Source organism: Arthrobacter sp. ATA002, assembly GCF_026898095.1.
GTDB lineage: Bacteria > Actinomycetota > Actinomycetes > Actinomycetales > Micrococcaceae > Arthrobacter_B.
The window spans coordinates 3,592,050-3,617,927 of sequence record NZ_CP114015.1 but is presented as its reverse complement, the minus strand read 5'-3'; the positions used below and the strand labels follow the sequence as shown (position 1 = coordinate 3,617,927).

The 25,878-nt window shown below is 66.7% G+C and carries 27 protein-coding genes, 2 pseudogenes and 2 riboswitches; of the genes and pseudogenes, 17 read left to right on the top strand and 12 right to left on the bottom strand.

The window, feature by feature from the left end; translation table 11 throughout:
• Window positions 1-33 precede the first annotated feature (33 nt).
• The 4 genes and pseudogenes from OL239_RS17800 to OL239_RS17785 all read right to left on the bottom strand — a co-directional run bounded on the left by OL239_RS17800 (window position 34) and on the right by OL239_RS17785 (window position 3,199).
• A pseudogene (locus OL239_RS17800) lies at window positions 34-875 on the bottom strand (siderophore-interacting protein).
• A gap of 43 nt (window positions 876-918) precedes the next feature.
• A pseudogene (locus tag OL239_RS17795) lies at window positions 919-1,593 on the bottom strand (uracil-DNA glycosylase).
• 149 nt (window positions 1,594-1,742) lie between these two features.
• Entirely contained in the window at window positions 1,743-2,741 is a 999-nt protein-coding gene (locus tag OL239_RS17790; protein WP_268910008.1) for a cation diffusion facilitator family transporter, read from the bottom strand.
• Window positions 2,738-3,199: a transporter substrate-binding domain-containing protein gene (locus tag OL239_RS17785; protein WP_268910007.1), complete on the bottom strand. Its 462-nt coding sequence runs from the start codon at window positions 3,197-3,199 to the stop codon at window positions 2,738-2,740. Before OL239_RS17785 ends, OL239_RS17790 begins: the two co-directional genes overlap by 4 nt.
• A gap of 137 nt (window positions 3,200-3,336) precedes the next feature.
• Here OL239_RS17785 and OL239_RS17780 point away from each other — a divergent pair, with 137 nt between their 5' ends.
• From OL239_RS17780 to groL, 4 genes are all read left to right on the top strand, one after another.
• A complete protein-coding gene (locus tag OL239_RS17780) occupies window positions 3,337-3,705 on the top strand; it encodes a DUF3263 domain-containing protein (RefSeq protein WP_268910006.1) in 369 nt (122 codons plus the stop codon).
• Between the two features lie 36 nt (window positions 3,706-3,741).
• The gene (locus OL239_RS17775) at window positions 3,742-4,383 is read left to right on the top strand and encodes a LytR C-terminal domain-containing protein (RefSeq protein ID WP_268910005.1); all 642 of its coding nucleotides are present in this window, start codon (window positions 3,742-3,744) and stop codon (window positions 4,381-4,383) included.
• Between the two features lie 213 nt (window positions 4,384-4,596).
• Window positions 4,597-4,800 carry a cold-shock protein gene (locus OL239_RS17770; protein ID WP_268910004.1) on the top strand — a complete coding sequence of 68 codons (204 nt, stop codon included), beginning with the start codon at window positions 4,597-4,599 and terminating at the stop codon, window positions 4,798-4,800.
• Between the two features lie 359 nt (window positions 4,801-5,159).
• Window positions 5,160-6,797 carry a chaperonin GroEL gene (gene groL / locus OL239_RS17765; RefSeq protein ID WP_268910003.1) on the top strand — a complete coding sequence of 546 codons (1,638 nt, stop codon included), beginning with the start codon at window positions 5,160-5,162 and terminating at the stop codon, window positions 6,795-6,797.
• Window positions 6,798-7,079: 282 nt separating this feature from the next.
• On the opposite strand, the gene OL239_RS17760 is transcribed toward groL, so the two are convergent.
• The 7 genes from OL239_RS17760 to OL239_RS17735 form a co-directional block, all read right to left on the bottom strand.
• Window positions 7,080-7,370, bottom strand: a complete 291-nt coding sequence (locus OL239_RS17760) for a WXG100 family type VII secretion target (RefSeq protein ID WP_268910002.1) — start codon at window positions 7,368-7,370, stop codon at window positions 7,080-7,082.
• Window positions 7,371-7,522: 152 nt separating this feature from the next.
• The gene (locus OL239_RS17755) at window positions 7,523-8,923 is read right to left on the bottom strand and encodes a sensor histidine kinase (RefSeq protein ID WP_268911813.1); all 1,401 of its coding nucleotides are present in this window, start codon (window positions 8,921-8,923) and stop codon (window positions 7,523-7,525) included.
• 53 nt (window positions 8,924-8,976) lie between these two features.
• Window positions 8,977-9,690 carry a response regulator transcription factor gene (locus OL239_RS17750; RefSeq protein ID WP_268910001.1) on the bottom strand — a complete coding sequence of 238 codons (714 nt, stop codon included), beginning with the start codon at window positions 9,688-9,690 and terminating at the stop codon, window positions 8,977-8,979.
• Window positions 9,691-9,785: 95 nt separating this feature from the next.
• Window positions 9,786-11,432, bottom strand: coding sequence for a DNA repair helicase XPB (locus OL239_RS17745; RefSeq protein WP_268910000.1), 1,647 nt, complete (start codon window positions 11,430-11,432; stop codon window positions 9,786-9,788).
• Window positions 11,425-11,802, bottom strand: a complete 378-nt coding sequence (locus tag OL239_RS19810; RefSeq protein ID WP_329609289.1) for a hypothetical protein — start codon at window positions 11,800-11,802, stop codon at window positions 11,425-11,427. The genes OL239_RS17745 and OL239_RS19810 overlap by 8 nt, the downstream gene beginning before the upstream one ends.
• Window positions 11,775-13,853 carry a helicase-associated domain-containing protein gene (locus OL239_RS17740; RefSeq protein ID WP_329609288.1) on the bottom strand — a complete coding sequence of 693 codons (2,079 nt, stop codon included), beginning with the start codon at window positions 13,851-13,853 and terminating at the stop codon, window positions 11,775-11,777. Before OL239_RS17740 ends, OL239_RS19810 begins: the two co-directional genes overlap by 28 nt.
• Window positions 13,854-13,892: 39 nt before the next feature.
• A complete protein-coding gene (locus tag OL239_RS17735; RefSeq protein WP_268909999.1) occupies window positions 13,893-14,156 on the bottom strand; it encodes a hypothetical protein in 264 nt (87 codons plus the stop codon).
• A gap of 264 nt (window positions 14,157-14,420) precedes the next feature.
• Between OL239_RS17735 and OL239_RS17730 the strand changes: the two genes are divergently transcribed.
• The 3 genes from OL239_RS17730 to OL239_RS17720 are packed head-to-tail and all read left to right on the top strand — an operon-like array spanning window position 14,421 to window position 16,712.
• Window positions 14,421-14,804: a cold-shock protein gene (locus OL239_RS17730; RefSeq protein WP_210231717.1), complete on the top strand. Its 384-nt coding sequence runs from the start codon at window positions 14,421-14,423 to the stop codon at window positions 14,802-14,804.
• Between the two features lie 14 nt (window positions 14,805-14,818).
• The gene (locus tag OL239_RS17725; RefSeq protein ID WP_268909998.1) at window positions 14,819-15,385 is read left to right on the top strand and encodes a DUF3027 domain-containing protein; all 567 of its coding nucleotides are present in this window, start codon (window positions 14,819-14,821) and stop codon (window positions 15,383-15,385) included.
• A 52-nt stretch (window positions 15,386-15,437) separates the two neighbouring features.
• A complete protein-coding gene (locus OL239_RS17720; RefSeq protein ID WP_268909997.1) occupies window positions 15,438-16,712 on the top strand; it encodes an MFS transporter in 1,275 nt (424 codons plus the stop codon).
• Between the two features lie 83 nt (window positions 16,713-16,795).
• On the opposite strand, the gene serC is transcribed toward OL239_RS17720, so the two are convergent.
• Window positions 16,796-17,923: a phosphoserine transaminase gene (serC, locus tag OL239_RS17715; RefSeq protein ID WP_268909996.1), complete on the bottom strand. Its 1,128-nt coding sequence runs from the start codon at window positions 17,921-17,923 to the stop codon at window positions 16,796-16,798.
• A gap of 247 nt (window positions 17,924-18,170) precedes the next feature.
• Between serC and OL239_RS17710 the strand changes: the two genes are divergently transcribed.
• The 10 genes from OL239_RS17710 (at window position 18,171) to fdhD (ending at window position 25,868) form a co-directional block, all read left to right on the top strand.
• Entirely contained in the window at window positions 18,171-18,869 is a 699-nt protein-coding gene (locus tag OL239_RS17710; protein ID WP_268909995.1) for a metal-dependent transcriptional regulator, read from the top strand.
• Window positions 18,870-18,934: 65 nt separating this feature from the next.
• Window positions 18,935-19,149, top strand: a riboswitch (cyclic di-AMP (ydaO/yuaA leader).
• A 2-nt stretch (window positions 19,150-19,151) separates the two neighbouring features.
• A complete protein-coding gene (locus OL239_RS17705) occupies window positions 19,152-19,922 on the top strand; it encodes a M23 family metallopeptidase (RefSeq protein WP_268909994.1) in 771 nt (256 codons plus the stop codon).
• Between the two features lie 125 nt (window positions 19,923-20,047).
• Window positions 20,048-20,205: riboswitch (cyclic di-AMP (ydaO/yuaA leader) on the top strand.
• Between the two features lie 3 nt (window positions 20,206-20,208).
• Window positions 20,209-21,066, top strand: a complete 858-nt coding sequence (locus tag OL239_RS17700) for an NlpC/P60 family protein (RefSeq protein ID WP_268909993.1) — start codon at window positions 20,209-20,211, stop codon at window positions 21,064-21,066.
• 33 nt (window positions 21,067-21,099) lie between these two features.
• The gene (locus OL239_RS17695; RefSeq protein ID WP_268909992.1) at window positions 21,100-21,879 is read left to right on the top strand and encodes an NlpC/P60 family protein; all 780 of its coding nucleotides are present in this window, start codon (window positions 21,100-21,102) and stop codon (window positions 21,877-21,879) included.
• A 221-nt stretch (window positions 21,880-22,100) separates the two neighbouring features.
• Window positions 22,101-22,601 carry an HNH endonuclease gene (locus tag OL239_RS17690; protein WP_268909991.1) on the top strand — a complete coding sequence of 167 codons (501 nt, stop codon included), beginning with the start codon at window positions 22,101-22,103 and terminating at the stop codon, window positions 22,599-22,601.
• Window positions 22,601-23,305, top strand: coding sequence for a molybdenum cofactor guanylyltransferase (mobA, locus tag OL239_RS17685; RefSeq protein ID WP_268909990.1), 705 nt, complete (start codon window positions 22,601-22,603; stop codon window positions 23,303-23,305). Before OL239_RS17690 ends, mobA begins: the two co-directional genes overlap by 1 nt.
• Window positions 23,306-23,347: 42 nt before the next feature.
• On the top strand, window positions 23,348-23,638 hold the full coding sequence (locus OL239_RS17680; RefSeq protein ID WP_268909989.1) for a DUF6457 domain-containing protein: 291 nt from the start codon (window positions 23,348-23,350) through the stop codon (window positions 23,636-23,638).
• Between the two features lie 99 nt (window positions 23,639-23,737).
• The gene (locus OL239_RS17675) at window positions 23,738-24,127 is read left to right on the top strand and encodes a hypothetical protein (protein WP_268909988.1); all 390 of its coding nucleotides are present in this window, start codon (window positions 23,738-23,740) and stop codon (window positions 24,125-24,127) included.
• Window positions 24,034-24,924, top strand: coding sequence for a molybdopterin molybdotransferase MoeA (locus OL239_RS17670; protein WP_329609287.1), 891 nt, complete (start codon window positions 24,034-24,036; stop codon window positions 24,922-24,924). The genes OL239_RS17675 and OL239_RS17670 overlap by 94 nt, the downstream gene beginning before the upstream one ends.
• A 116-nt stretch (window positions 24,925-25,040) precedes the next feature.
• Window positions 25,041-25,868, top strand: a complete 828-nt coding sequence (fdhD, locus tag OL239_RS17665) for a formate dehydrogenase accessory sulfurtransferase FdhD (protein ID WP_268909986.1) — start codon at window positions 25,041-25,043, stop codon at window positions 25,866-25,868.
• The last annotated feature ends 10 nt before the right edge of the window (window positions 25,869-25,878 follow it).

The following is a 25,878-nucleotide window of genomic DNA, read 5'->3' as shown; positions in this document are numbered from 1 at the left end:
TAGCGGCGGCGGAAAGGCCCCGGAACGCAGGATCTAGAGGATCTTGCCGACCGGGGTCTTTTTTCTGCCTGGAACGCATCTTCGGTGCGTCCGGCAGCCCAGTATCCGGAGAGGGACACCTGCCGGCGATCCAGGCCGCGGGCGCCAAAGAGAATATCCCGCAGGGCTTTCATGGCTTCACGCTCACCGTGCGCAAAAACCTGCACGTCGCTGCCGGGCCAGGGTGCAGCCGCAACGGCGGCGGCCAGGATGCCCGTGTTCCCGGCCGGCGTCTCCCCGCGGTACAACCAGGAGACAGTGACCCCTTCCGGGGCCGTGAGCGGCTGGCGGTCCCGGGGGCTGCCCACTTCCAGGAACACCTGCCCGACGGCGTCGGCCGGCAGCGCTTCGAGCACGGCTGCCGTCGCGGGCAGGGCGGATTCGTCGGCAGCGAAAAGGTACCAGCCGGCGTCGGGGTCCGGATGGAACGCTCCGCCGGGCCCGGAGAACGTCAGCGCCTCGCCGGCGGTGGCCTGCGCAGCCCACGGCCCGGCCAGGCCTTCGTCGCCGTGCACCACGAAGTCGATGGCCAGTTCCCGCGCGGCAGGGTCGACGCTCCGGATGGTGTAGGTGCGCGAGACCGGCCATTCTTCACGCGGATAGGAGCTGCGGAGCGTTTCAAGGTCGGATGTTCCGTCCAAGGGCTTGCCATCCGGACCGAACCAGATTTTGCAGTAGGCATCGGCGCAGCCGTTGGCGGTGAAACTGTCAAAGTTCGGGCCGCCCGCGATGATGCGGACCATGTGCTCAGTGAGCTGTTCCCGCCGCAGGACCTGCAGGGTCAGCAGCGGACGGGCCCGGCGGGGCGGATCCTGCGCGGGCTTCGCGGCGGGCACGGAGGGGTCAGGCACGGGTCGGTCTCCTCGATCAGGGTTTCTCCTACCGTATCGCGTCCAGCCGCCAGTCCACCGGCTGTGCCCCCTGTTCCAGCAGCAGCTCATTGGTGCGGCTGAACGGGCGGGACCCGAAGAACCCGCGGGACGCCGAGAGCGGGCTTGGATGGGCTGACTCAATGCGGGGAATTCCGTCCAGCAGCGGCACGATGGACCGCGCGTCGTTGCCCCAGAGAACTGCCACCAGAGGGGCCCGGCTGCCGTCGGGGAGCGGCGGGCGGCGACGGCGCGGACGGCCAGTTCGGTGATTTGCTCCCAGCCGCGCCTGCGGTGCGATCCGGCGCTGCCGGCGCGGACGGTGAGGACCCGGTTCAGCAGCAGCACTCCTGGTCGGCCCAGGCGCTGAGATCGCCGTGCGGGCTCGGCGGGATGTCCAGGTCGGCCTGCAGTTCCTTGTAGATGTTGGTCAGGCTCCGCGGCAGCGGCGGACGCCGCGGTCCACCGAAAACGACAGGCCCACGGCATGGCCGGGAGTCGGATAGGGGTCCTGGCCGATCAGCAGGACTTTAACCCCGGCAAGCGGGCGGGAAAACGCCCGGAGAATGTTGGCCGGGGCGGGAAGCACCGCAGCGCCTGCGCGGCGTTCCCCGTCCAGGACGCCGGCAAGCCGGTGCAGTTCCGGGGCGGCAGGTGCCAGGGCCCTGGCCCAGTCCGGCGCCATGACATCAGCCAGCGGCGCCGGAGCCGCAAAGGAAAGGGCTCCGCTGCGGCGGCTCTGCCGGACCCGGACACACCGGCGTCAGGGGGCAGCGAAAAAGGGTTGGATCATTGGAGCTCACCTTTCCAGCCTAGGGCCGGCGGCACGGCTCGTCATTCCTCCCCGCCCGACTGGTGCACGCCGCTGCGCCCGCCAACTTCCTCCGGCAGGGTCTCCACGGGGATCACCACGGTGTCGGCAAGCTTCCAATCGATGCCGGCGCAGCCCGCACGGGCATCCGCCAGCTTGGACAGTGACAGGACAGTGCCGCTGACGGGCACCACAAAGGCCTCGACGTGGAAAACCTGGCCCTGATCCCGGATCCGCACTCCGGCGGACTCCACCCACGGCAGCCGGCGCAGGTAGTCCCCAATTTCCCCGGCCAGCGGGTGCGGGTCAGCGTCGTCGAAGGTGGTTGCCGTTGTGTCGACCAGGTCGGTGACCGCCCCGCGCATATTACGCAGGCCGTCGCGGAGAATACCCGCTGCGATAAAGAGGGCAGCGGCCGAATCGGCCCACCAGAATCCAAGCCCGATTCCTGCGACACCGACGATGGATCCCACTGCCGTCATCCAGTCGGCTTTGTTCATGTCAGCGTCTGCGTACAGGACTTTATTGTGCAGCTGCCGCGCGAGCCGGATTTTGATCCGGCCCACAATCACCGGAGGGATGGTGGTTACTGCCATTACCGCCATCATGAGCCAGCCCAGCCAGATGTGGGTGCCTCCGATCTCCACTGAGCCGATCGGGGGATGCTCGCCCTTCAGCAGCCCCGTCACGGACTCGTAGATGAGGAAGGAGCCCATGGCGGTCAGAGCCACGGCCGCCACGAGGTGGGCAACACCGATCGACCGGTGGTAGCCGTACGGGTAACGGGCGCTGGGCGGGCGGGCCACCAGACGGACAGCGAGCAGGAAGGCGAGCGGCGGAATGAAGGAGAGCAGGTCCTCGATCCAGGCGGCGCGCATGGCCTGCGAGTTCCCCATCACCAGGAATACGGCCGTCACAGTGACGGCAAGGAAGGCGATGGTGATCCATTCCAGCCGCACAGCCCGGTGCAGCGCCTCGGATTGCCGGCGGGGCAGTTCCGTCCGTCCCTGCTGCACGCTCACTGCACGGGCTTCCTGCCGGCAAGGAATTCTTCGAGCGTGGTGAGGAAGGCATTTTCGCCCATCCGCACTGCCAGAACGTGTTTCCGGGTTTGCCCCCAGCGGTTGGTGCTCTCGGCATAGGGGGCCGTCAGTGCGGCTTTGTCCGTCCACGGCGTGGACTCTGTCAACCCGCCGATCACCAGGTCCAGATCTCCCTGCTTCAGGGCTTCCATGAGGTATTCCTCGCCGCCCTCTAACCACTCGACACCGGCGTCCAGTGACGCGGCGAAATCCCGCACCAGATCGGTTTCCGGCCCCGTGGGTTCGGCGCCCTTGATGTTGGTGGCGGGCGGAGAATGCGATACGCCCACCCGGAGGGTGCCGTCCGTGACCCGCTCCAGGGTTCCCTCCGGATCCGCTGGAAAATTTGAACACGATGCCCCGGCAAGGGCCAGCACCGCTGCCAGCAGTGCGGTCACGGTCCGTAGTCCGAACTTCGCAAACATAGCTATAGACGATAGCCCGAAAACTGTCTTGAGGGGGAGTTCGCCTGTCAGCCATGGATGGGTGCGAAACCCGCGGCCGGCGGCTGCCCACTCCAGGAAAGGCACCGCGAATGACAAGCCTGTTATTCGCCAACTACCATGGAAAGGGAAACCGACAACCGATCTGGGAGCATCCTGTGGCCGAAACAACCGAAGCCTTTTCATTGGACGGCACGGTTGACCCCGACAGTCCGCTCGGGGAGCAGGAACAGCAGATGCTCGCGCTGGAGCGGGCCTGGTGGAAGTATTCCGGGGCGAAGGAACAGGCCATTCGGGAGCTGTTCGGTATGTCCGCGACCCGCTATTACCAAGTGCTGAACGCCCTGATCGACACCGAGGAAGCCCTGGCCCACGATCCGATGCTGGTCAAGAGACTGCGTAGACTACGTACAACCCGTCAGCGCGCGCGCACCGCCCGTCGTTCAGGCTCTGACGTCTAACCGGCGCCACCTGAGACCAAGGACTGATACCCCACCATGAGCAAATACCCCCGGGATGAGTTTGACAAGGTTCCCGAGACGTCGTCGCGCCAGGGCGTTCACCGTGAACGGCTGATTCCATCCCGGTCCACCGGCCTCGGCCTGATCATTACGGTTGGCGTGCTGGCCCTGATCCTCGGACTCGCGGCCTTCTTCGTCCTGCCCCGGCTGGGCATCGGACAGGACGGCGCCGGGCCCGCACCTGCATCAGACTCGTCCCTGCCCGCCGGAGACCCGTCACCGGAGCCCACTGAAACCGGGCCCGCCGCGGAAGAAACAGCGGCGCCGGAACCTTCCGCCGAGGAACCGGAACCCTCCGCCAGCCCCGAGCCGAGTGACACGCCGGCGCCCACCCCCGAAGCCGTGGTGGACCGGAGCCAGCCGGTGGTGGTGCTGAATGCGAGCGGCATTGGAGGCCTCGGAGCCAGCATCTCCGCGCGCATCGCAACCGACGGATGGGCTACTGCGCAGGTCGCCAACTGGGGTGGGGCGCCGCTTCAAACCTCAATGATTTTCTACAACGGCGCCGATCAGCTGCCGAACGCCCAGGAGCTGTCACGGACCCTGGGCATCCCCACGCTCGCCGAATCGCCGGAGTTCAGCTTGGTGACGGTAGTGCCCGGCCCCGGGTTCCAGTAACCGCCGCGGATACTGCCCGTACGTAAAAACTCCATAACGATCCAGGCACGGCAAGTGCAGGCGGTATCCCGCTGGCTAAAGTGAGTGCCAGCCGTGCGACGCCGGCCCGGGACCGGCCCTCACCGGCCGCACCCGGGCCGCCTGTGCGCCGGTCCGTTGCGCCACGACCATCCTGGCGGAACGCACGAGCGAGACAAGGTTGGAGAAACGCACATGGCGCAGGGGATCGTCAAATGGTTCAACGGGGAAAAAGGCTACGGGTTCATCACGCTGGACGAGGCCCAAACGGATGTTTTCGTGCACTGGTCCGCCATCCAGGCTTCGGGGTACCGCACCCTCGAAGAGGGCCAGCGGGTGGAGTTTGAAATCGGCGAGGGACAGAAGGGCCCGCAGGCGGAGGAAGTGCGCACCGTATAGCTGCGGTTTTCCGCCCGCACGACCGGCAAACGGCGGCAGCCCCGGCGGGGTGCCGCCGTTTGGCATGCCGGGACATGCCTCCCGGAGCGCCGCACCGCCGTGATGATGTTGTGACCGGGGCGGCGCAGTGCCGTGATCGCTTGCACTCAGTGTGGAGGAGTGCTAATTATTGAGTTAGCACTCTTGCCGTATGACTGCTAAATGCGGTCGGCGTTGAGTGAAACAGCAAGCCACTGAGGTGAGGGTCTGCGGATGCGTAAAGAGATCGCCCCCGCATGGCCCGTCCGTCGCGGGCACCGCAGTCTGGAATGCAAAATCTAAGCACCCAGCATGACTGTTCCGGAAGGACGAAAGCCGTTATGGCCAAGATCATTGCATTTGACGAAGAGGCACGCCGCGGCCTCGAGCGCGGACTGAACATCCTCGCCGACGCCGTGAAGGTAACCCTGGGCCCGCGCGGCCGCAACGTGGTCCTTGAAAAGAAGTGGGGCGCCCCCACAATCACCAACGACGGCGTTTCCATCGCCAAGGAGATCGAGCTCGACGATCCCTACGAAAAGATCGGCGCCGAGCTGGTCAAGGAAGTTGCCAAGAAGACGGACGATGTTGCCGGTGACGGTACCACCACGGCAACTGTCCTGGCCCAGGCCCTGGTCAAGGAAGGCCTGCGCAACGTTGCTGCCGGCGCTGATCCGCTGAGCCTCAAGCGCGGCATCGAGAAGGCTGTCGAGGCCGTCACGGCCGAGCTGCTGTCCTCGGCGAAGGAAATCGAAACCAAGGAGCAGATTGCTGCCACGGCTTCCATTTCCGCCGGCGACCAGCAGATCGGCGACCTGATTGCCGAAGCGCTGGACAAGGTCGGCAAGGAAGGCGTTATCACCGTCGAGGAGTCCAACACCTTCGGCCTGGAGCTTGAGCTCACGGAAGGTATGCGCTTCGATAAGGGCTACATCTCCGGTTACTTCGTCACCGATGCCGAGCGCCAGGAAACGGTTCTTGAAGATCCGTACATCCTGATCGTGAACTCCAAGATCTCCAACGTGAAGGACCTCGTTGCCGTTCTGGAGAAGGTCATGCAGTCCGGCAAGCCGCTGCTGATCATCGCCGAAGACGTTGAGGGCGAAGCCCTGGCAACCCTGGTGGTCAACAAGATCCGCGGCACCTTCAAGTCCGTTGCCGTCAAGGCTCCGGGCTTCGGCGACCGCCGCAAGGCCCAGCTGGCAGACATCGCCATCCTCACCGGTGGCCAGGTCATTGCCGAGGAAGTTGGCCTGAAGCTGGAAAACGCCACGCTTGAGCTGCTGGGCAAGGCCCGCAAGGTTGTTGTCACGAAGGACGAAACCACGATCGTGGAGGGCGCCGGCGACCCCGAGGAAATCGCGGGCCGCGTCAACCAGATCCGTGCCGAGATCGAGAATTCCGACTCCGACTACGACCGCGAGAAGCTGCAGGAGCGCCTGGCCAAGCTGGCCGGCGGCGTTGCAGTCATCAAGGCCGGCGCAGCCACCGAGGTTGAGCTGAAGGAGCGCAAGCACCGCATTGAGGACGCTGTCCGCAACGCCAAGGCTGCGGTCGAAGAAGGCATTGTCGCCGGTGGCGGCGTTGCCCTCATCCAGGCCGGGCTGAAGGCCTTCGCGAACCTGTCCCTTGAGGGTGACGAAGCAACCGGTGCGAACATCGTCCGCGTTGCCATTGACGCTCCGCTGAAGCAGATCGCCTTCAACGCCGGCATGGAGCCGGGCGTGGTGGTGGACAAGGTCCGCGGCCTGTCCGAAGGCTTCGGCCTGAACGCTGCAACCGGCGAATACGAGGACCTGCTGGCTGCCGGCGTCAACGACCCGGTAAAGGTGACCCGCTCTGCTCTGCAGAACGCGGCCTCCATCGCCGGTCTGTTCCTGACCACCGAAGCAGTAGTTGCCGACAAGCCCGAAAAGGCAGCACCGGCTATGCCCGGCGGCGACGACATGGGCGGCATGGGCGGTATGGGCGGCTTCTAGCAGCCTCCGGCCAGGGTGCCCGGGTTTCCCCGGGCCCCGGCTAAACGACTCTCCAATGTCAACACAAAAGCGCGGCACCCACGGGTGCCGCGCTTTTGTGCTTTAGGCCGCTTTTGTGCACTGAGCCCCGTTACGCCGTTCCAGCGGCCCGGCGGAATAACTCCGGCCCGGCGGAATAACCCGGACTGCGGATCGGTGCCGGATCAGGGATCAGCGCCGGATCAGGAATCAGTGCAGAAACAGGGACCAGTGCAGAAACAGGGACCAGTGCAGAAACAGGGATCAGTGCCGGAACAGGGCGACGTTGGCTGCCTCGGTTTCGGCGTACTGCACGGAGGCATATCCCAGCGCCTGGTTGATGCTCGCCAGTGATTCTTCCACCTTGGCCTGCGTGCTGCGCCATTCCGCGATCAGGGACTGGAAGTTCGCCGATGCCTGTCCCTGCCAGGACTCGCTGAGGGCCTGCAGCCCGGACTGCATCCGGTTGATGTCGGACTGCAGCCGGTCGATGGTGCCACGGACTTCGGCGCTTTTGGCATCCAGGGCCTCGCTGTCCACTGAGACAATTGCCATGGTGGTATCTCCCTTCGAAAGGTGAATGAGCCTCCCACGCTAGGGCGCCCGCACGCTCGTGCGGTCGGGCGTGCATCACCGGTGGATAACGTCCCGGCAAAGCGTTCCCGGAGGATCCTGTGGAGGACAGGAAAAGGGCCCCGGGAGTGTCCTCAGGCTTCGGAGGCCTTGTCCAGGCCCTCCGGGGCACGGTACGGCAGCCGGATGGACATGGTCGCGCCGCCGCCCTCAGTTTCCGACAGGCGGACAGTGCCGTCGTGCTGGGCCACCAGCGCCGCGACAATGGCCAGCCCCAGGCCCGTGCCGCCGGTTTCGCGGTACCGCGACGAATCTGCACGGTAGAACCGTTCAAAGACCCGCGCCGCGTCTTCCTCGGAAATGCCCGGGCCGTGGTCGCGGATTTCCAGCACGGCGTCCGACCGGTTGTGAATCACCGGTGCCACGCCCACGGCAACCTCTATGGGGGACCCGTCGGGCGTGTAGCGCAGGGCGTTGGTCATCAGGTTCGCCACCACCTGCCGCAGCCGGGCCTCGTCGCCGACGGTCGGCGCCGGCCGGGGCTGCTGTCCGTCCAGCCCAACGACGCGGATCTCGCGTCCGGGGGCACTGGCGCGGGCGTCCATGGCAGCATCGTTGCCCAGCAGCATCAAGTCCACGGGCCCGTATTCCAGCGGCCGCTGTTCATCCACGCGCGCCAGCGTGAGCAGGTCCTCGACCAGCTGGCCCATCCGTTTGGCTTCACTCTCGATGCGGCCCATCGCCGCGGCAATCTCGTCGGGTTTCTGCAGCGCTCCATGGCGGTAGAGCTCGGAGAAACCACGGATCGTAACCAGCGGGGTCCGCAGTTCGTGGGACGCGTCCTGGACGAAGCGGCGCATTTTCTGCTCCGACTTGGTCCGGGCCGCGAACGCCGTCTCGATGTGGGCCAGCATGGCATTCAGCGACCGGGAGAGGCGGCCAATCTCGGTGGCGGGATTGCCGACGTCCACGCGCCGGGACAGGTCACCGGCAGCAATCGCGGCAGCAGTCTTTTCCACCTGGCTCAGCGGCCGGAACTGGCGGGTCACGGCCCAATAGGCAATGCCCGTGGCCCCCAGGGTTCCCAGCAGGCCCACCGAAAAGACCAGCGACGCGGCCTCATCGACCGTGGCGGCGACGGAACCCAGGGGCAGCGCCACGGCCACCGCACCGGTGCTCTCCAGCGCAAACACCTTCACCCGCCAGCCCTTGCTGCCCGGCATGGTGCCCGGGATGTCCCGTCCCTGCTGGCCCAGCTCGCGCACCTCTTCGGCCGTGTATTCGGGAATCGCCGGGGTATCATCCCGGGGGTCGGAGTGCGTCTCCGGCCCGTGAGTGCCGTCGTCGGCCAGATAAAGTCCGTAGAACTGGAACAACGTGCTGTCGGCCGCCGGCCCGTCGGAGACCAGGTAGCGGGCAACAGCGGGAGCGTTCTCTGAAATTTCCACATCGAGGCGGGACACCAGGATCTGCCGCAGCACGTAGATCGTGGCCAGCCCGGTAATCGTCACGGTGATCACCATGAGGACGGCCATGATGGCCACGAGCTGGGTGCGGAGGAAGCTGATTTCCAGCGGCGGAGCAAGGGTTATCGCTTCTCCGACGTGCGCAGCAGGTAGCCCACGCCGCGCTTGGTCTGGATCAGCGCGGGAGCATCCGGGCTGCGGTCGATCTTGCGGCGCAGGTAGGAAATGTAGGACTCCACAATGGAGGCGTCCCCGTTGAAGTCGTATTCCCAGACGTGGTCCAGGATCTGTGCCTTGGACAGCACGCGGTTCGGGTTCAGCATCAGGTAGCGCAGCAGCTTGAACTCGGTGGGGGACAGATCAATGGTGACGCCGCCGCGGCGCACCTCGTGGGCGTCGTCGTCGAGCTCCAGGTCGTCAACGCGGATGACGGCGTCGTCATCTTCCAGCGGCTGGGTGCGGCGGAGCACGGCGCGGATCCGGGCGACCACCTCGTCGAGGCTGAAGGGTTTGGTGACGTAGTCGTCGCCGCCGACGGTCAGTCCCGTGACCTTGTCCTCGGTGTCGTCGCGCGCGGTCAGGAAGACCACGGGGAAGTGCTGCCCGGCAGCGCGCAGGCGGCGGGTGAGGGTGAAACCGTCCATGTCCGGCAGCATCACGTCCAGGACCGCCAGATCCGGGTTGTGGGAGTCGACGGCGGCAAGTGCCTCGCGGCCGTTGGCGGCAGCCACGACGTCGAACCCTGCAAAGCGCAGGGACGTGGAAAGGAGTTCGCGAATATTGGGCTCATCGTCCACTACAAGGAGACGGGCTTCGGGTCCGGAAGATTTATTCACTATCCCACTTTCTTACATTTAGCTGGGCGTTGTCTGTAGGTAGGCCGGATGAATCCACAAAGCTTCCATGGTGCCGGACCTCCGTTCAAGCCCTGCTACACCGGCTTTTCAATGTCAGTGGCATCGAGGATGGAATAGGCGTAGCCCTGCTCTGCGAGGAACCGCTGCCGCTTGGCAGCGAAGTCCTGGTCCAGGGTGTCCCGGGCCACCACGGTGTAGAAGTGGGCGGCCCTGCCGTCCGCCTTGGGGCGCAGCAGCCGGCCCAGCCGCTGGGCTTCCTCCTGGCGGGAGCCGAAGGAACCGGAGACCTGGATGGCCACGGAAGCCTCGGGCAGGTCGATGGAGAAGTTGGCAACCTTGGACACCACCAGGGTGTTCAGCCTGCCCTCCCGGAATTCCCCGAAGAGCCGCTGGCGTTCCTTCACCGGAGTGTCGCCCTTGATGACCGGTGCGTCCAGGCGTTCGGCCAGTTCATCCAACTGGTCCAGGTACTGCCCGATCACCAGGGTCTGCTCGCCGGTGTGGCGGCGCACCAGCTGTTCGACGACGCCGGTCTTGGTCTCCGACGTCGAACACAGCCGGTATTTGTCCCCGTCTTCTGCCATGGCATAGGCCACCCGCTCATCCCGGGGCAGATCCACCCGGACCTCGATGCACTCGGCCGGAGCAATGTAGCCCTGCGCCTCAATATCCTTCCACGGGGCGTCGTAGCGCTTGGGGCCAATCAGCGAGAAGACCTCGCCCTCGCGGCCGTCTTCGCGCACCAGAGTGGCGGTCAACCCCAGCCTGCGCCGGGCCTGCAGGTCAGCGGTCATCCGGAAGATCGGCGCGGGCAGCAGATGCACCTCGTCGTAGATGATCAGCCCCCAGTTGTTCGCATCCAGCAGTTCCATATGCGGATACAGGCCGCCCCGCTTGAGCGTCAGCACCTGGTAGGTGGCGATGGTGACCGGCCGGACTTCCTTCACGGCGCCGGAGTATTCGCCAATTTCGTCCTCGGTCAGGGAGGTGCGCCGAAGCAGCTCATCCTTCCACTGCCGGGCCGAGACGGTGTTCGTGACGAGGATCAGGGTGGTGGTGGAGCTGGTGGCCATGGCGGCCGCGCCCACCAGGGTCTTGCCCGCACCGCAGGGCAGGACGACGACGCCGGAGCCGCCGGCCCAGAAGTTCTCCGTGGCCAGCTTCTGGTACGGGCGCAGGCTCCAGCCGTCCTCGTTGAGCAGGATCGGATGCGGCGTGCCGTCAATGTAGCCGGCCAGGTCCTCCGCCGGCCAGCCGAGCTTCAGCAGCAGCTGCTTGAGCTGGCCCCGCATGGCGGACTGCACCACTACGGTTTCGCCGTCGATCCGCGGGCCCAGCAGGGGCTGGATTTTCTTGGCATGGAGGACTTCCTCCAACACCGGGTAATCGTTGGTGCGCAGCACAAGACCGTGCTGCGGGTCCTTTTCCAGGCGCAGCCTTCCGTAGCGGGACATCGTTTCCTCAATGTCCACCAGCAGCGAGTGCGGCACCGGAAAGCGGGAGTAATTCAGCAGCGTATTCAGTACCTGCTCGGCGTCGAGCCCTGCGGCCCGGGCGTTCCACAGTCCCAGCGGAGTCAGCCGGTAGCTGTGGATGTGCTCCGGGGCACGCTCCAGCTCGGCGAAAGCCGCGATGGCATGCCGGGCCTCGGTGGCCTGCTCATGGTCCACCTCCAGCAAAATGGTCTTATCACTTTGGACAATCAACGGTCCGTTAGCCATGTGCCGGGGTATCCTCCACTATTTCCACGTCCATAATTCGGTGCACCGACACCACTCGTTCCACCTCCCGGCGCGGATCGAAGACCCGCACCCGCCCGTCGGTGACTGATAAGGGAACGAAAATTTCCTGTCGCTGATTCCCCTGGCCGTCGACCACACCCATTCGGACCGAGCTGCGGGTGCGGATGGCCTCGCGCAGGATCTCCAGGCCGACCAGCGGCTGGCTCTCGGCGCGGCCGGCCACCGGCGGACCTTCACCCCTCAGCGCCGCCAGCTGGTTCGCGACGTCGTCGTCGGTCAGTTCCCAGGGGTTCAGGCGGGTCTTGGACGACGGCGCCACCGTTACGGGGTGCGCGTGCGAACCGGCCACCGGGCGGGCACGGCCTTCCAGCGCGGGGAATAGCCAAGCTCGCGCAGGGCATAGGAGAGCTCCTGGGCACTGGCCACGGAGCCGACGACGGTGGGCGACAGACGCACCAGGCCCAGGGACGCGGTGCGCGGGTCGGCAAGCAAACCGGACAAACCTTCTTCGTCGTCGCTGCGCAGGTAGGACGCCGCTGCCCCCACCCGGAGCCGTCCATACCGGGCCGCGGTGTCCTCCACAAGGTACTTCAGCGGCTGGGGAACTTCCGTGGCGGAGTGCCGGTGCAGGAATTCGAGGATGCCGGCGGCATCCTGTCCGCTGTCCAGCGCCCTGCGGACGGAGGCCGCGGAGAACCGGTAAATGGCCGCCGGGCCCTGGCCCTCGGCGTCGGAAATGGACGCCAGACGCCGCGCAACCCCCGGTTCCAGATATCCCGGAGCAACGGCGGTCAGGTCGGCCTGCAGCAGGAAGGCGTTCAGCGGCTCCGGCAGGGCATCGCGCAGGCGCTGCGCGGCGCCGTCCCAGTCCCCGGCAGCGACGGCGGCCCCCAGATCGGTCAACGCACCTGAACCGAGCAGGCCCAGCTGGGCTGCTTCTTTCAGGATGCCCGGAACCAGACGCGCGAACCTCCGCTGGAGCCGGGGCTGGTGCCAGGTCAGGGAGCTGACGAGCGCCTCCGTGTCCAAAGCTCCGGTAGTGCCGCTTTCGCCCGCGTCTTCCGCAGCCAGCTGTGCGAGCATTCCCAGTGCCCGCTGCCTGACCAGGGGCGCATCGGGACGGGACGCTTCGGCGCCCAGCGCATTAACCGCTCCGCCGCCCGGAAGCGGGCTGCCGACGAGCGACGGCGCCCGGTCGGCGTCCAGCCAGGCCCGGGCCAGCTGCTTCCACTGCTCATGCCGGTCCAGGGTCAGCCAGGTCCCTTCGGTGGCGCACCAGCGGGACGTGGTCACGTCCAGTGACAGCAAGCCGGACAGGGCGGCAAGTTCCAGCAGCCACGCCGTGGCGGGAGCATCGATGCGCAGGACTTCCGAAACCCGCCGCACTTCCCTTACGCCGACTCCGCCGGACCTGAGCGTGCTGATGGGTGTGGATTTAGCCGCGGCCAGCAGCTCCGTCACCAGGCGGAGGGTTTCCGCCACTGCTCCAAAAGCCGCGTTGTCGCGGACGCTGTCCGGCACTCTTCGCGTCACCGGCGCCGGCGGCTGGAGTTTGAAATCGGAAACGATCACGTGACCGCGGGAGGCCTGCCCCACCGGCCGCGGAAGTTCGACGTGCAGCGCATCCAGGGGGACAAGCAGGCCGCGGGCCATCAGCCACTCCACCGGGGTGGGGGACGGATTATCCAGTACGGCCCGGCCCATGGCGGCCTTCTTGGGAATGGCCCCGACGGGGGAGTACTTGAAGCGGCGCAGCAGGTCCAGCGTCTGGGGCGGGGCATCGGCCATTAGCGCGGCCCACCCGGCCGGATCCGACACCAGATGGTGCAGGGAATGCGCTGCCGTCACGGGGGTATCGGCCCGTTCCATGGCGATACCGGTCCGGCGCAGCCCTTCCACGATCCCGACCAGCCGCTGGCCGAATTCGGGCTGCTGGACGGCGAGGGTGGAATACGGGCGGCCCAAACCGGCCGGATATGCTCCCAGCGCCTCGCCCAGAACAGCGACCGGAAGGTAGAACCGCCGGCTCGCATCGGCCTTCGGCGCGCCGGGGTGCGGCGTGGCCCGGCGCAGCAGGGCCAGGGCATGCAGGTGGTTGAGGATGGAATCCAGCGCTTTGATGGTCGAACCGGCAATGGCGCTCTTCAGCCATGATGCAGTGGTGCTGAGGTGGGAATCCTCGTTGGTGGTCAGGTCGACCGCTTCCAGGACCTGAAGTTCCGGGGAGGTGAGTTTTTCCAGTACGCGCTGGACGCTGATCCGGGTGGAGGCCCGTGCCGCGAGGGCCTGGAAATCGGGCACCGGGGGCAGGATCAGGTCCGGTCTGGCCGCAAGCAATTCACGCAGCTGGTCATCGCTGCGTGCAGCTAGATCTTCGGCTAAAGCTCGGATCGCGGACATCGTCTCCACGTTACCCGACGGGGCACCAAAACGGACTGATCAGCCGCGTCGCCTGCGGCGGATTCCGTCAATTATTAGGCCTGCCATCAGGAGGAACGCCACCGGCAGCAGGTAGAAGGCGCCAGCGGCAAAGCCGGGCCAGATGCTCTCCGAGCGGAGGCCGGACAGGACCACCGCGGCAAGGCACAGCAACCCGACGACTGCAAGCAGGGCAGCAGTCCCGGTGAGGATCCGGCGCCACCGCGGCCCCTCGGGTGCCGTTCGGTGCGGCGTTCGGCCGGCGGAAGATGTGCGGGTGTCCATGGCGCTTAACGCTAACAGCGGAAACGGCCCGGCCCAAAGGCCCGGCACGGGGAAGGAATACCCGGGCGGGATATTCTAAAGGGAAGAGACTTCCCCGTAGTATCACTGCCGTAGTATCTGGAATGGCCCGGAGTGTCCGGAACAGCCTGGTGTCTCCGGGAGCACCGGGGCCCTGCTTTCCGGCACACGGCAGGTGCCGCGGGTGGCAGAACACTGCGGCAGCTCCTGCTGCCGCACTCAACAGCTAAGAACGAGGTAACCGAAGTGCCCATCGGCAAGGTCAAGTGGTTCGACACTGGTAAAGGTTTTGGGTTTCTGGCCACGGACGAGGGGCAGGAAGTATTCCTGCACGCCTCGGCCCTTCCCGCCGGTGTCACTGAGGTGAAGCCGGGAACCCGGATGGAGTTCGGCGTGGCCGACGGACGCCGGGGACCGCAGGCCCTCTCTGCCCGGATCCTGGAGGCCCCCCCGTCGGTGGCGCGGGCCACCCGCAAGAGCGCCGACGACATGGCCGTCATTACCGAAGACCTGATTAAACTGCTGGATGCAGTCTCGAACGGCCTGCGCAAGGGCCGCTATCCCGACAAGAAACATGCCACCAAGGTGGCGGCCGTCCTGCGTGCCGTTGCCGACGACCTGGACGTATAAGGCGGAGTTGCTGCATGACCATGAGCGCAACATCATCTTCCGACACTGCTGCGGGGCACCCGTCACCGGCTGAATCCGGATCCGCCGGCGGGACCCCCTCCGGCGCGCCCGCTGCCAAGGCCCCCCGCCGGGCACCGCGCCGTCCGTCCAAACCGGATGCCGTACTGGCTGCGGCCGTGGAAACGGCGCGGGCCGGACTGCTCGAAGTGGTTCCGGCGGACCAGATTGGTCCTTACGCGGGGGCTGCCGCCGACGCGGAACGCCTGGTCACGCACCGATTTGAAGCGCTCCGGCCCGGCTACAACGGATGGCAGTGGTATGCCACGGTCGCGCGCGTGCCGCGCGGCAAAGTGGCAACAGTCTGTGAAGTGGGGCTGTTGCCCTCGGAGAACGCTGTTATGGCTCCGGAGTGGGTGCCGTGGTCCGAGCGGGTGCGGCCCGAAGACGTTGCAGCGGAGGAAGCCGCCGAGGCACAGGAACGGGCGGACGCACTGGCCGGGGCCGCCGGCGGAGGGAGCTCCGGCGGCGATGCCGGCGACGGCGGAACAGCAACGCACGGGGACGGAACGCCGGAGGACTAGGACAGTGCCGGGGGCAGGGGATAGTCAGTGTTTCACAGGTCGGCGGTAACCTGTGTTCCGTTCGCTTAGGCTCTTCAACTACCGCATTTGGTTTCTGGGTGCCCTGGTGTCCAATATCGGCACCTGGATGCAGCGGACCGCCCAGGACTGGCTGGTGTATGACATCCTCACTAACCAGGATGCCGCGGCGATGGGAATCGTCATGGCGCTGCAGCTTGGCCCGCAGCTGCTGCTGGCTCCGTGGGCGGGCCTGATCGCAGACACCTACAACCGCCGCAAGGTGCTGCTTTTCACCCAGGTCGCCATGGCCGCGCTGGGCCTGGGCCTGGGCGTGCTGGTGCTGTCCGGCGAGGCGCAGCTCTGGCACGTATATGCCTTCGCGCTGGCACTTGGTGTGGTGTCAGCGGTGGACGCGCCGGCCCGGCAAAGCTTCGTATCGGAAGTCGTCGGAGAAACCGACCTGCCCAACGCCGTCGCACTGAACAGCGCGTCCTTCAACGGCGCACGCCTGGTGGGCCCCGCCGCGGCCGGCCTGCTTACTGTCGCGGTGGGCCCGGGCTGGGTTTTCCTGATCAATACGTTCACCTTCGCCGCGATGGTGCTGGCCCTGCTCAAGATGCGCAGCAGCGAGCTGCGGGTCCTGCCCAAGGCTGCCCCCGGCAAGGGACGCATCCGCGCGGGGCTGCGGTACGTCCGCCGCCGGCCGGATCTGATGATGGTGATGCTGGCCGTTTTTATTGTCGGGACGTTCGGGCTGAACTTCGCGGTGTACATTGCTGCGATGGCCCGCACCGAGTTCGGGCAGGACGCCGGAGTCTTTGGCCTGCTGAACTCGGTGATGGCGGTGGGTTCCGTGGCGGGAGCGCTGCTTTCCGCACGGCGGGACAAACCCCGGCTGCGTTTCATTTTCGGAGCCGCCGGCGCCTTCGGTGTTTCCTGCCTGGTGGCCGCTGCCGCTCCGACCCTGCTGTGGTTTGCTCTCTCCCTGGTTCCGGTGGGATTGTTCGCCCTGACCCTGATGACCAGCGCCAACGCCTATGTCCAGACGACAACCACCCCCGTGATGCGCGGACGGGTGATGGCGCTGTACTTCGCCATCTTTATGGGCGGCACGCCGCTGGGCGCCCCGCTGGTGGGCTGGGTTTCCAACAGCTTCGGCCCGCGCTGGAGTCTGGGCGTCGCTGCTGCGTCAGGGATCATCACCGCCGTCCTGGGATTCATCTGGGCCTGGCGGTCCCATCACCTGCGCATCTCCTACGACCGTACCCGTCCCCGGCGGCTGCACCTGTCCACCAGCGAAACGGAGCAGGACCCGGACACTGTGTAGCGTCCGGGTCCGTCTGGTCCTGCAGGCATGGACCGGGCCCACAGGGAGCGGACCGCGGCGCGGCTGGAAGTTCTCGGTAGCGGCTAGGAATTCTCGATAACGTAGTCGATGCAGCGGAGCAGGGCGCTGACGTCGTCCGGCTCAATCGCCACGAAGGTGGCAATACGCAGCTGGTTGCGGCCAAGTTTGCGGTACGGTTCCACATCCACCACGCCGTTGGCGCGCAGGGTTTTCGCGATGGCCGCGGCATCAATGCTGTCGTCAAAATCAATGGTGGCAATGACGTTGGACCGGTCTTCGGGCCGCGTCACAAACGGCGTGGCCACCGCAGAGGCCTCGGCCCAGGAGTAGATCCTGCCCGCCGAGTCCGCCGTGCGGGCGGCGGCGAAGTCCAGGCCGCCGTTCGCATTCAGCCACTGAACCTGGGCATTCAGGGTCACCAGAGTAGCCAGTGACGGCGTGTTGTAGGTCTGGTTCAGCTTCGAGTTGTCGATGGCTGTTTGGAGGTTCAGGAAGTCCGGAATCCACCGGTCCGAGGAATTGATCCGCGCGGCCCGTTCAAGGGCGGCCGGGGAGAACATGCCCAGCCACAGTCCGCCGTCGGAGGCGAAGTTCTTCTGCGGCGCGAAATAATAGACGTCGCTCTCGGCCAGGTCCACGGACAGCCCGCCCGCAGCGGAAGTGGCGTCGACCAGGACCAGGGCACCGTCGTCGGCCCCCTGCACGCGGCGCACCGGGGCGGCGACGCCGGTCGAGGTCTCGTTCTGGGGCCAGGCATAAATATCGGCGCCGGCCTCGGCCACCGGCTCGGGTCGCGTGCCGGGCTCTGCCTTAATAATGGAGGAGCCGGACAGGAACGGTGCCTTGTTGGTGGCGGCTGCGAACTTGGAACCAAACTCTCCGAAGGACAGGTGCTGGGCCTTGTTCTCCACCAGGCCAAACGAGGCCACATCCCAGAAAGCAGTGGATCCGCCGACGCCGAGCACGACCTCATAGCCCTCGGGGGCACGGAACAGGGCCGAAAGTCCCTCGCGGATGCTCCCCACGAGGTTCCGGACGGGAGCCTGCCGGTGCGAGGTGCCCAGCAGGTGGGCGCCGGCACGTGCCAGGGCCTCCATCTGCTCCGGACGTACCTTGGAAGGGCCGGCTCCGAACCGGCCGTCCTGTGGAAGCAGTTCAGCGGGAATCTTAAGCGAGGCGGTTTCGCTCATGGGTAATCGCTCCAAGCGGTAGGCAGGGTGCTCTGATGTGCCTTTCCATTCTGCCCCACGGGCCGTTCCGCCAGCCATTCGTGACCGGCGGTTGCGGGCTGCCGGGCGGGGAAGCGGGATTATCTGCACTCTGTACAAATAAGCTAACGTAAGGGGCAATAATGACCTCCGGCGGCGGCGTCCGCTGTTGATCTCCTGAATCTTTCGCACGACTCTTCTTCCGCACGAGTAATAGGAGCGGCCTGTCATGACGGACCTCATCGACACTACCGAGATGTATCTGCGCACCATCCTGGAGCTCGAGGAAGAGAACATTGTCGCTCTCCGGGCCCGGATCGCAGAACGGCTGCGGCACTCCGGACCAACGGTTTCCCAAACGGTCGGCCGGATGGAACGGGACGGGCTCGTCGTGGTTTCCGGCAACCGGCACCTGGAGCTCACCGAACTGGGCCGGCGCCGCGCCACCGAGGTAATGCGCAAGCACCGGCTGGCCGAACGGCTGCTGGCCGACGTCATCGGCCTGGACTGGGCCTATGTCCACGACGAGGCCTGCCGGTGGGAACACGTCATGAGCGAGCGGGTTGAACGGCGGCTGTATGAGCTGCTGGACCACCCCACCGAGTCTCCGTACGGCAACCCCATCCCGGGGCTGGAAGAAATTGGCGGCACGCCTGCCGCACTGTTCCACCAGGGAGTCACGAATCTTGTTGCCGCCGTGGCGGCCGCCGTGCCCGGAACGAAGCTGACGCTGGTCCGGCTCGCCGAGCCGGTGCAGGTGGAACCGGAGCTGCTGACCCAGCTGGACGAGGCGGGGCTGCGCCCCGGCGCCCAGCTCACCGCAGAGGTCGTGGCAGGCTACATCTCGGTGCGCGTGCCGGGCATCGATGGGGCCCTCGAGCTTCCTCCCGAGGTGGCCTCCCACGTGTTTGTATCCACCGCCGGATAACGGAATGGTCTCTTTTGGCCATCTTCCCTTATAGTGACTTACTGACGTTGAAATAGCACCGTTATCCGGGTCTTCCGCCGAACCCTGCCACTGGCCCGGAACTACAGACCGTTCAGGCAGGGGCGGAGGACCCATCAACTGGCAGCTGCGGCTGCCTTGGGGTGAAGCCTCCAGCATCAGCACACACTGCTGCGTAGCCGCAGCCTGTGCCGAGTGCGGGGCCGAGTTTTTCTCTACTCGAATCCGACAGCTAACTTCGCAGGCATATGAGAGAGGTATATCTTGTCGAAGCATGCTGCCCCGGGCAGGCGCCGCGCGTCAGCTCCGGCTCCTGCCGCACGCCCCCGGAACGGCCAGCCGTCCGGCCGGCGCCGGGCTGAAACCACATCGGGCTCCATCGGTGATGCAGCCCAGAAGGTCGCCATCACCGCAGCGACCTCCGGCTTAATCCTTACCGTGGCGCTGCCCACCACGGCCGCAGTCAGCGAGCCCGTCCAGGAGATGCAGCCCGCAGCAGTTGAGGAAGCAGTGGTTTCCGCTGATCCCAACGCCAGCGTTGACTTCGAGCGGGCGGCCCTGACCAGCAAGTTCGACCCGGACGCCAAGCTGCGCCAGGTCGTCGTGGCGTCGGGCACGGAGATTGCCGCGGGTGCCGCGAGGGGCACCCTCGCCACTCCGCTGGCCGCCGACCTGGTCCAGACATCGGGCTTCGGTTACCGCGTCAGCCCCATCACCGGCAGTGCCGGCGAACTGCACCGCGGCCAGGACTTTGCCGCAGCATGCGGCACCGCTGTCACGGCTGCCGCATCCGGCACCGTGACGTTTGCCGGCTGGCACGACGGCGGCGGCGGGAACCGGGTGGTCGTGGACCACGGCAACGGCGTGGAAACCACCTACAACCACATGTCCAACCTCGCAGTCGGCGTGGGGGCCTCTGTGGAGCGCGGAGACCTGGTGGGTGCCAGCGGCACAACGGGTGCCTCCACGGGCTGCCACCTGCACTTTGAGGTCATGGTTAACGGCGAAGTTGTCGATCCGCTCGGCTGGTTGTGACCGCAGGATAATCATTCCGTGACCGGAACGTGACATTAAGCAAATCATGTTGTACGCTCGTCCTCGTGCCTGATCGGCCAAAGATCGGGCACTCTCGAACAGATCGCCGAGCTCTGCCACTGTTTGAGATCCGTTCGCTACATCGCATGGCAGAGGCGGGGGAACCACATTCGGGCTTCGCAAGAAGCCCTAGGGGTTAAGTTGCACGGGCCCAACGGTCCAGCAGCCGGGTGACTCCCATCCGAATCCGACAGCTCACCTCGCAGGCATTGGGAGAGGCAAACTTGTGTCATCAGTAGCTCACGGCCGCCGTCGCGCGGCCACCACTCAGACGAGCCCAATTTCAGCACTGTCCCGGGCCGTTACTTCCAACGCTGGAACCCTTGGCCGCCAGGCCGCCGTCGTCGTCGCCGCTTCCGGCCTCGTCCTCGCAGCGGGCCTGCCCGCCCAGGCCGCCGTCAACACCGACCGCCAGGCCCTCGAAGCCACTCCGCTGAGTGCGGTCACCTCCACGGGTGCCGTGTCCGTTTCGGCGCAGGCACCGTTCGAACTGGCAACGCTTGAGTCCGTTTCCTCGGTTTCCGGCGCCGACTACCGCGCACAGGTTGCGGCCGAAGAAGCTGCTGCCGCCGCCGCCGCAGTTGCACAGGAAGAGGCAGCTGCCCAGGCCCAGCAGGCCCAGGCCCAGCAGGCCCAGGCCCAGCAGGCCGCAGCCGTGCAGACCCAGCAGGCCGCCGTGAGCACCAACGCTTACACCGCACCGGCCGCAGCGCCCGCAGCCACTACGCCGGCACCGGCACCGGCCGCACCCGCTCCCGCTCCGGCCCCCGTGGCCAGCGGCGTAGGTGCCGCCCTCGTGGCCTCCGCCTACAGCCAGATCGGCGTTGCCCAGGACTGCACCGCCATGGTCGAGAAGGCACTGCGTTCCGTCGGCAAGTCCGTTGGCGACCTCGCACCGGGACAGTTCTACGCGTACGGCTCTGTTGTTGGCTCGCCCCAGCCCGGCGACCTCGTCATCACCGCCGGCCACGTCGCCATCTATGTGGGCAACGGCCAGGTCATCAGCGGCGGCTTCGACGGCATGAACACCGTGCTGCACCCGCTCTCCTACCTCGGCGGAGCCAGCTTCGTCCGCGTCAGCTAAGTCCAGCTGCCAGATAACGGAGACCGCCCCCGCATGTCATCATCAATTGAGCGCGCCCGCCACCGGGCGCCGGTAGAACGCACCGCGCCCCTGACTGCCCTGGCCCAGGCCGTCACGGCCAACGCCGGAACCGTCGGCCGCCAGGCAGCTGTCGTCGTCGCCGCCTCGGGACTCGTCCTGAGCACCGGCGTCGCCGCCAACGCCTCCGGAACCGAACCGGTGCGCGACGTCCAGACCAGCACCCTCGATCTGTCCGCCGCCGCACCGCTGACCGTTCCCGAAACCGCCACGGTGAACTTCGACCGTCCGGCAGCCGCCGGCGTCATCCAAGCCCCGGAAGCGGCGCCGCAGATCGCGGTCCAGGCGCAGAACAGTGCCGGGCTGGACGCCGCAGCGCAGACCACGGCTCCGGCCTCGGAAACCGCGGCTCCCGCGGCGTCCACGGCATCCGCTGCCGTCCAGCAGGAAGCCCCCGCCGCAGCGTCGGGGACCGCAGCCATCATCGCCGCGGCAGCCTACGCACAGCTCGGCGTATCGCAGGACTGCACCATGCTGGCCACGAACTCGCTTGCTGCAGCCGGCATCAGCTTCCACGACTGGCCCGCAGGGTACCTGTCGCTGGGCAGCACCGTGAGCGCGTCGCAGGCCGTTCCCGGCGACCTGATCTACTACGCCGACGGCGGCATGGGCATGGCCCACATAGCCGTTTACATCGGCAACGGCCAGGCCATCCACGGCGGATTCAACGGCAATTCCACCGTCGTTGCACCGGCCGAGCTGGGCTCCGGAGGAGTGTACATCCGGGTCGGCTAGGCGCCGGGCCACCAGCTGTACAGCCGGTTCACCCCGGCCGTCAAGGGTTCTTCCTTCGGGAAGAACCCTTGAGCTGTTCGAACCCGGCGCTGCCACCGGAAATGGCCAAGATCCGGATCGGGGCATACTCTTTCTCTATCATTCGAAGTATCGTCCTCCTCCGCCGGCGGGGTGCTCCCGGGCTGTTCCTCCGGCGGACCGGCATGCGAAGAGGAACGTGCATGCGCACTCTCGTGTTGAATGCTGGCTACGAGCCGCTGGCGGTTGTGAGCTTCCGCCGGGCCCTGGTGCTGGTGCTCTCGGGCAAGGCCAGCGTCGTCGCGGAGAGCGGCGACCCGGTGGTTGGCCCCACCGAGATTCTGCCGCGCCCGTCCGTGATCCTGCTGCACCGGTATGTAAAAATCCCCTTTCGGGAAGGTACCGCAGCCACCCGGCGCGGGGTCCTGCGCCGCGACAGCCACCAGTGCGCCTACTGTGGAAAGGCGGCCTCGACGGTGGACCACGTCCTTCCGAAATCACGGGGCGGAGCGGACAGCTGGGAGAATATGGTCGCATGCTGCCTGCGCTGCAACAATGCCAAGGGTGACAGAACCCTCAGCCAACTCGGATGGCAGCTGCGGTTCCTGCCCCAGCCGCCGCGCGGGGCACGGTGGCAGATCCGGGAACTTGAGCGTCCGGCACCCCAGTGGAACCAGTTCCTTGACGCCGGCACAGCCGCCTGATGCCTGCGCCCCGGGCAGTGCCGCCCTGCCGCAGCGTCCCCGGCTTTAATGCCATTATCCTGGCCGGCGGGCGGTCCTCACGCCTGGGCGGAACACCGAAAGCGCTGTTCCGGTCGTCCGGCCGTACTCTGCTTGACATTACGCTCACCGCTGCGGCGGCTGCATCCACGGTGGCTGTCGCGGGACCGGAAAGCCTGGCTGCGGCTCTCGGAGATGCCGGCGCCGGAGCCCTGCTGGTGCGGGAGGACCCGCCGTTCTCCGGACCGGCGGCAGGGGTGGCAGCGGCATGGGCCGCACTGGCGGCACATGATGCTGCGCACCGGCGGATCCCGCCGGAGTGGACTCTGGTGCTGGCCTGCGACATGCCGTTCGTCTCCGCGGCCGTTACGGCACTGTTGGCGGCAGCCGGGTCGGACGGTTCCGCCGGTCCCGCGGCACCCGGCCGGCCGGTCCGGTCCCTGCTGGCAGTTGACGGGTCAGGCCGGGCACAGCCGCTGGCCGCACTGTACCGAAGCGCTGACCTCCGGGATGCAGTGGAACAGTACGACAGGCCTGCGGGTTTGGAAAATCTTTCGATGAAGAGGCTCCTTGCTAGGGTGCAGTGGAGGGACGTTGCGGTGCCAGCCCACAGCACAGCGGATGTTGACACCTGGGACGACGCCCGGCGGTGGTCGGTGGAACCCGGCCCGCCCCAAGACAGGTAAGGCCCGCAGCGGCGCGTGGGAAAGCCAGCAGAGGAGCATGAAATGGCAAGCCAGGAAGAACAACTCGAGGCGTGGTGCGGCAGGCTGCTGACCGCCTTGGAGCTGGAAGGAACGGCGGTGGATGTCGGGGCAGTGCTCAAGCTGGCCTCAGATGCGGCACATTCAGTGGTCCGGCCCGCTGCTCCGCTGACTACTTTCGTAGCCGGATTTGCAGCCGGACTGGCGGCAGGCAGCGGCCAGGCAGACGACGCCGTCGCCATGGGCGCAGCGATGCGCGTGGCCTCACGCGAATGCAGGAACTACGGCGAAACCGGAGACCCCAATGACAACTGACAATTCCACTCCCGTGATACTGCCGCTGCAGCCCAACTCTCCCTGGGCCCAGGCGCGCAGCCTGGCTTCTCGGCCGGCCGCCCGCTGCCCTACGAAACGGTGCCCCTGGCCGAGGCGCTGGGCCAGGTCCTGGCCGAGGACGCCACCGCGCTGCAGCCGGTCCCGCACTATGCCTCGTCCGCGATGGACGGCTGGGCCGTGGCCGGTCCTGCGCCCTGGCAGCTGGTGTCACAGCAGGAGCCGCAAACGGAGCGGTGGCAGATTCACAAGGAGTCCGGCCGCCTTCCGCTGCAGCCGGGCCAGGCAGTCGCCATCCTGACCGGCGGTGTGATTCCCGCCGGGGCCGACAGCGTGCTGCGCTCCGAGAGCGGGGAGCTCTCTGAAGGGAGAGCCCGGTGCTTTCCCCCAGTAGTTCTGCCCGCAGTGACGAACCCCGGACCGGGGAGCACATTCGCCCCGCGGGGGAAGAAGCCGCGGCCGGGGAAGTGACGATCCGGCGCGGCACACTGCTGAATCCGGCACATATCGCCCTGGCCGCGGTGTGCGGGCACGACACCCTGCCGGTGCTCCGTGCGCCCCGTGTGTCCCTGCTGCTCACCGGCGATGAAGTCATCGAGTACGGGTTGCCGGAGTCCGGCCAGGTGCGGGACACCTTTGGGCCGCAGCTGCCGCAGCTGGTGACCATGCTCGGTGGACGCATGGACGTTGTCAGGCGCCTTTCCGACCGCTATGAGGACGTGGTGGCGGCCCTGAGCACCGATGCGACGGATGAAACGTCCATTGCCATGTCTTCCGGGGACGTCCTCATCACCACCGGCGGCACCGGCCGGTCCGAGGCCGACCATCTGCGTCAGGCGCTGGAAGACATGGACGCGGAAATGCTCATCAACGGCATCGCTATGCGCCCGGGACATCCGACCATGCTGGCGCGCCTTCCCGACGGCCGGCTGCTCGTAGCCCTGCCCGGCAATCCGCTCGCGGCCATGATGGCGGTGTTCACCGTGCTGTCTCCGCTGTTGGACGGGCTGCGCGGGGCGCCGCTGTCCCCGGAGCGGCATGTCCTGGCGGGAGTGGACATCGAACCGCTTCCCGGACGGACCCGGTTGGTGCCGTGCCGGATCGCAAACGGGCGGGCCGTACCCTCGACCTACTTCCGTTCGGGCATGCTGCGCGGTATCGCGGACGCGGACGCCATCATGGTGATTCCTGAAGCCGGATGCACCAAGGACGAAGCGGTCACGGCGCTGCCGCTGCCCTGGACCGTAAACGAACCTCCGGCACACTAAGCCCGCGGGGGATGGTGCAGGCCCAAGCGCTGCGTTTAGATGGGGCCTGGGCCTAAAGCGGAACCGGCAAGCGAACCGGCAGGCAGTTGAACCGGCAGGCAGTTAAGGAGACGGAAATGGGACGGGTCACCCGGCGCGGACGGATTACGAAATTCCGGACGGACGGAACAGTCACCAAGCGTGAAGACGTGCTGGCCGGCGAGGAGCCGCTGGAGATTCGCATCGGCGGCCGCTCCTTCACCGTCACCATGAGGACTCCCGGCGACGACTTTGACCTCGTCGCCGGGTTCCTGGTCTCCGAGGGCATCATTTGGGAAGCGGGGCAGCTGATCAGCCTGCGCTACTGTGCGGGCGTCGACGATTCCGGGCAGCAGACCTTCAACGTGGTGGACGTGCAGCTGCGGCCCGGGACGGCGCTTCCCGACACCTCCATGGAGCGGCACGTCTACACCTCGAGCTCGTGCGGCATCTGTGGAACGGCATCCATCGAAGCGGTGCGGAAGTCCTCCCACTTCTCCCTCGGCGCTGACGACGTGCGGGTCCCTCTTTCGGTGCTGGCGGCGCTGCCGGAACAGCTCCGCGGGAACCAGGCGGTCTTTGACCGGACCGGCGGAGTCCACGCCGCAGGGCTGTTCACTGCCGATGGCGAGCTGCTGTGCCTGCGTGAAGACGTTGGCCGGCACAACGCCGTGGATAAAGTGGTGGGCTGGGCTCTGCGGTCCGGCAGGCTTCCGCTGCGCGGAACCGTTCTGCAGGTCTCCGGACGGGCTTCCTTCGAGCTGGTGCAAAAAGCCCAGCTGGCCGGAATCCCGGTACTGGCCGCAGTCAGCGCACCGTCGTCACTGTCGGTGGAGCTGGCCGCCGACGCCGGAATGACCCTGGTGGGCTTCAGCCGCGGCACGACCTTGAACTGCTATGCGTTTCCGGAGCGGATTTCCGTGTGAACGCGCTGCG

Excerpts from the sequence above, each read along its gene's own strand:
- OL239_RS17755 (WP_268911813.1), bottom strand. The coding sequence starts at position 8,923 with ATGGCCGTCCTCATGGTGATCACCGTGACGATTACCGGGCTGGCCACG.
- serC (WP_268909996.1), bottom strand. The coding sequence starts at position 17,923 with ATGAGCGAAACCGCCTCGCTTAAGATTCCCGCTGAACTGCTTCCACAG.
- groL (WP_268910003.1), top strand. The coding sequence starts at position 5,160 with ATGGCCAAGATCATTGCATTTGACGAAGAGGCACGCCGCGGCCTCGAG.
- OL239_RS17695 (WP_268909992.1), top strand. The coding sequence starts at position 21,100 with ATGTCATCATCAATTGAGCGCGCCCGCCACCGGGCGCCGGTAGAACGC.
- OL239_RS17770 (WP_268910004.1), top strand. The coding sequence starts at position 4,597 with ATGGCGCAGGGGATCGTCAAATGGTTCAACGGGGAAAAAGGCTACGGG.
- OL239_RS17760 (WP_268910002.1), bottom strand. The coding sequence starts at position 7,370 with ATGGCAATTGTCTCAGTGGACAGCGAGGCCCTGGATGCCAAAAGCGCC.
- OL239_RS17680 (WP_268909989.1), top strand. The coding sequence starts at position 23,348 with ATGGCAAGCCAGGAAGAACAACTCGAGGCGTGGTGCGGCAGGCTGCTG.
- OL239_RS17735 (WP_268909999.1), bottom strand. The coding sequence starts at position 14,156 with ATGGACACCCGCACATCTTCCGCCGGCCGAACGCCGCACCGAACGGCA.
- OL239_RS17740 (WP_329609288.1), bottom strand. The coding sequence starts at position 13,853 with ATGTCCGCGATCCGAGCTTTAGCCGAAGATCTAGCTGCACGCAGCGAT.
- OL239_RS17775 (WP_268910005.1), top strand. The coding sequence starts at position 3,742 with ATGAGCAAATACCCCCGGGATGAGTTTGACAAGGTTCCCGAGACGTCG.
- OL239_RS17745 (WP_268910000.1), bottom strand. The coding sequence starts at position 11,432 with ATGGCTAACGGACCGTTGATTGTCCAAAGTGATAAGACCATTTTGCTG.
- OL239_RS17725 (WP_268909998.1), top strand. The coding sequence starts at position 14,819 with ATGACCATGAGCGCAACATCATCTTCCGACACTGCTGCGGGGCACCCG.
- OL239_RS17780 (WP_268910006.1), top strand. The coding sequence starts at position 3,337 with ATGACAAGCCTGTTATTCGCCAACTACCATGGAAAGGGAAACCGACAA.
- OL239_RS17690 (WP_268909991.1), top strand. The coding sequence starts at position 22,101 with ATGCGCACTCTCGTGTTGAATGCTGGCTACGAGCCGCTGGCGGTTGTG.
- OL239_RS17710 (WP_268909995.1), top strand. The coding sequence starts at position 18,171 with ATGACGGACCTCATCGACACTACCGAGATGTATCTGCGCACCATCCTG.
- mobA (WP_268909990.1), top strand. The coding sequence starts at position 22,601 with ATGCCTGCGCCCCGGGCAGTGCCGCCCTGCCGCAGCGTCCCCGGCTTT.
- fdhD (WP_268909986.1), top strand. The coding sequence starts at position 25,041 with ATGGGACGGGTCACCCGGCGCGGACGGATTACGAAATTCCGGACGGAC.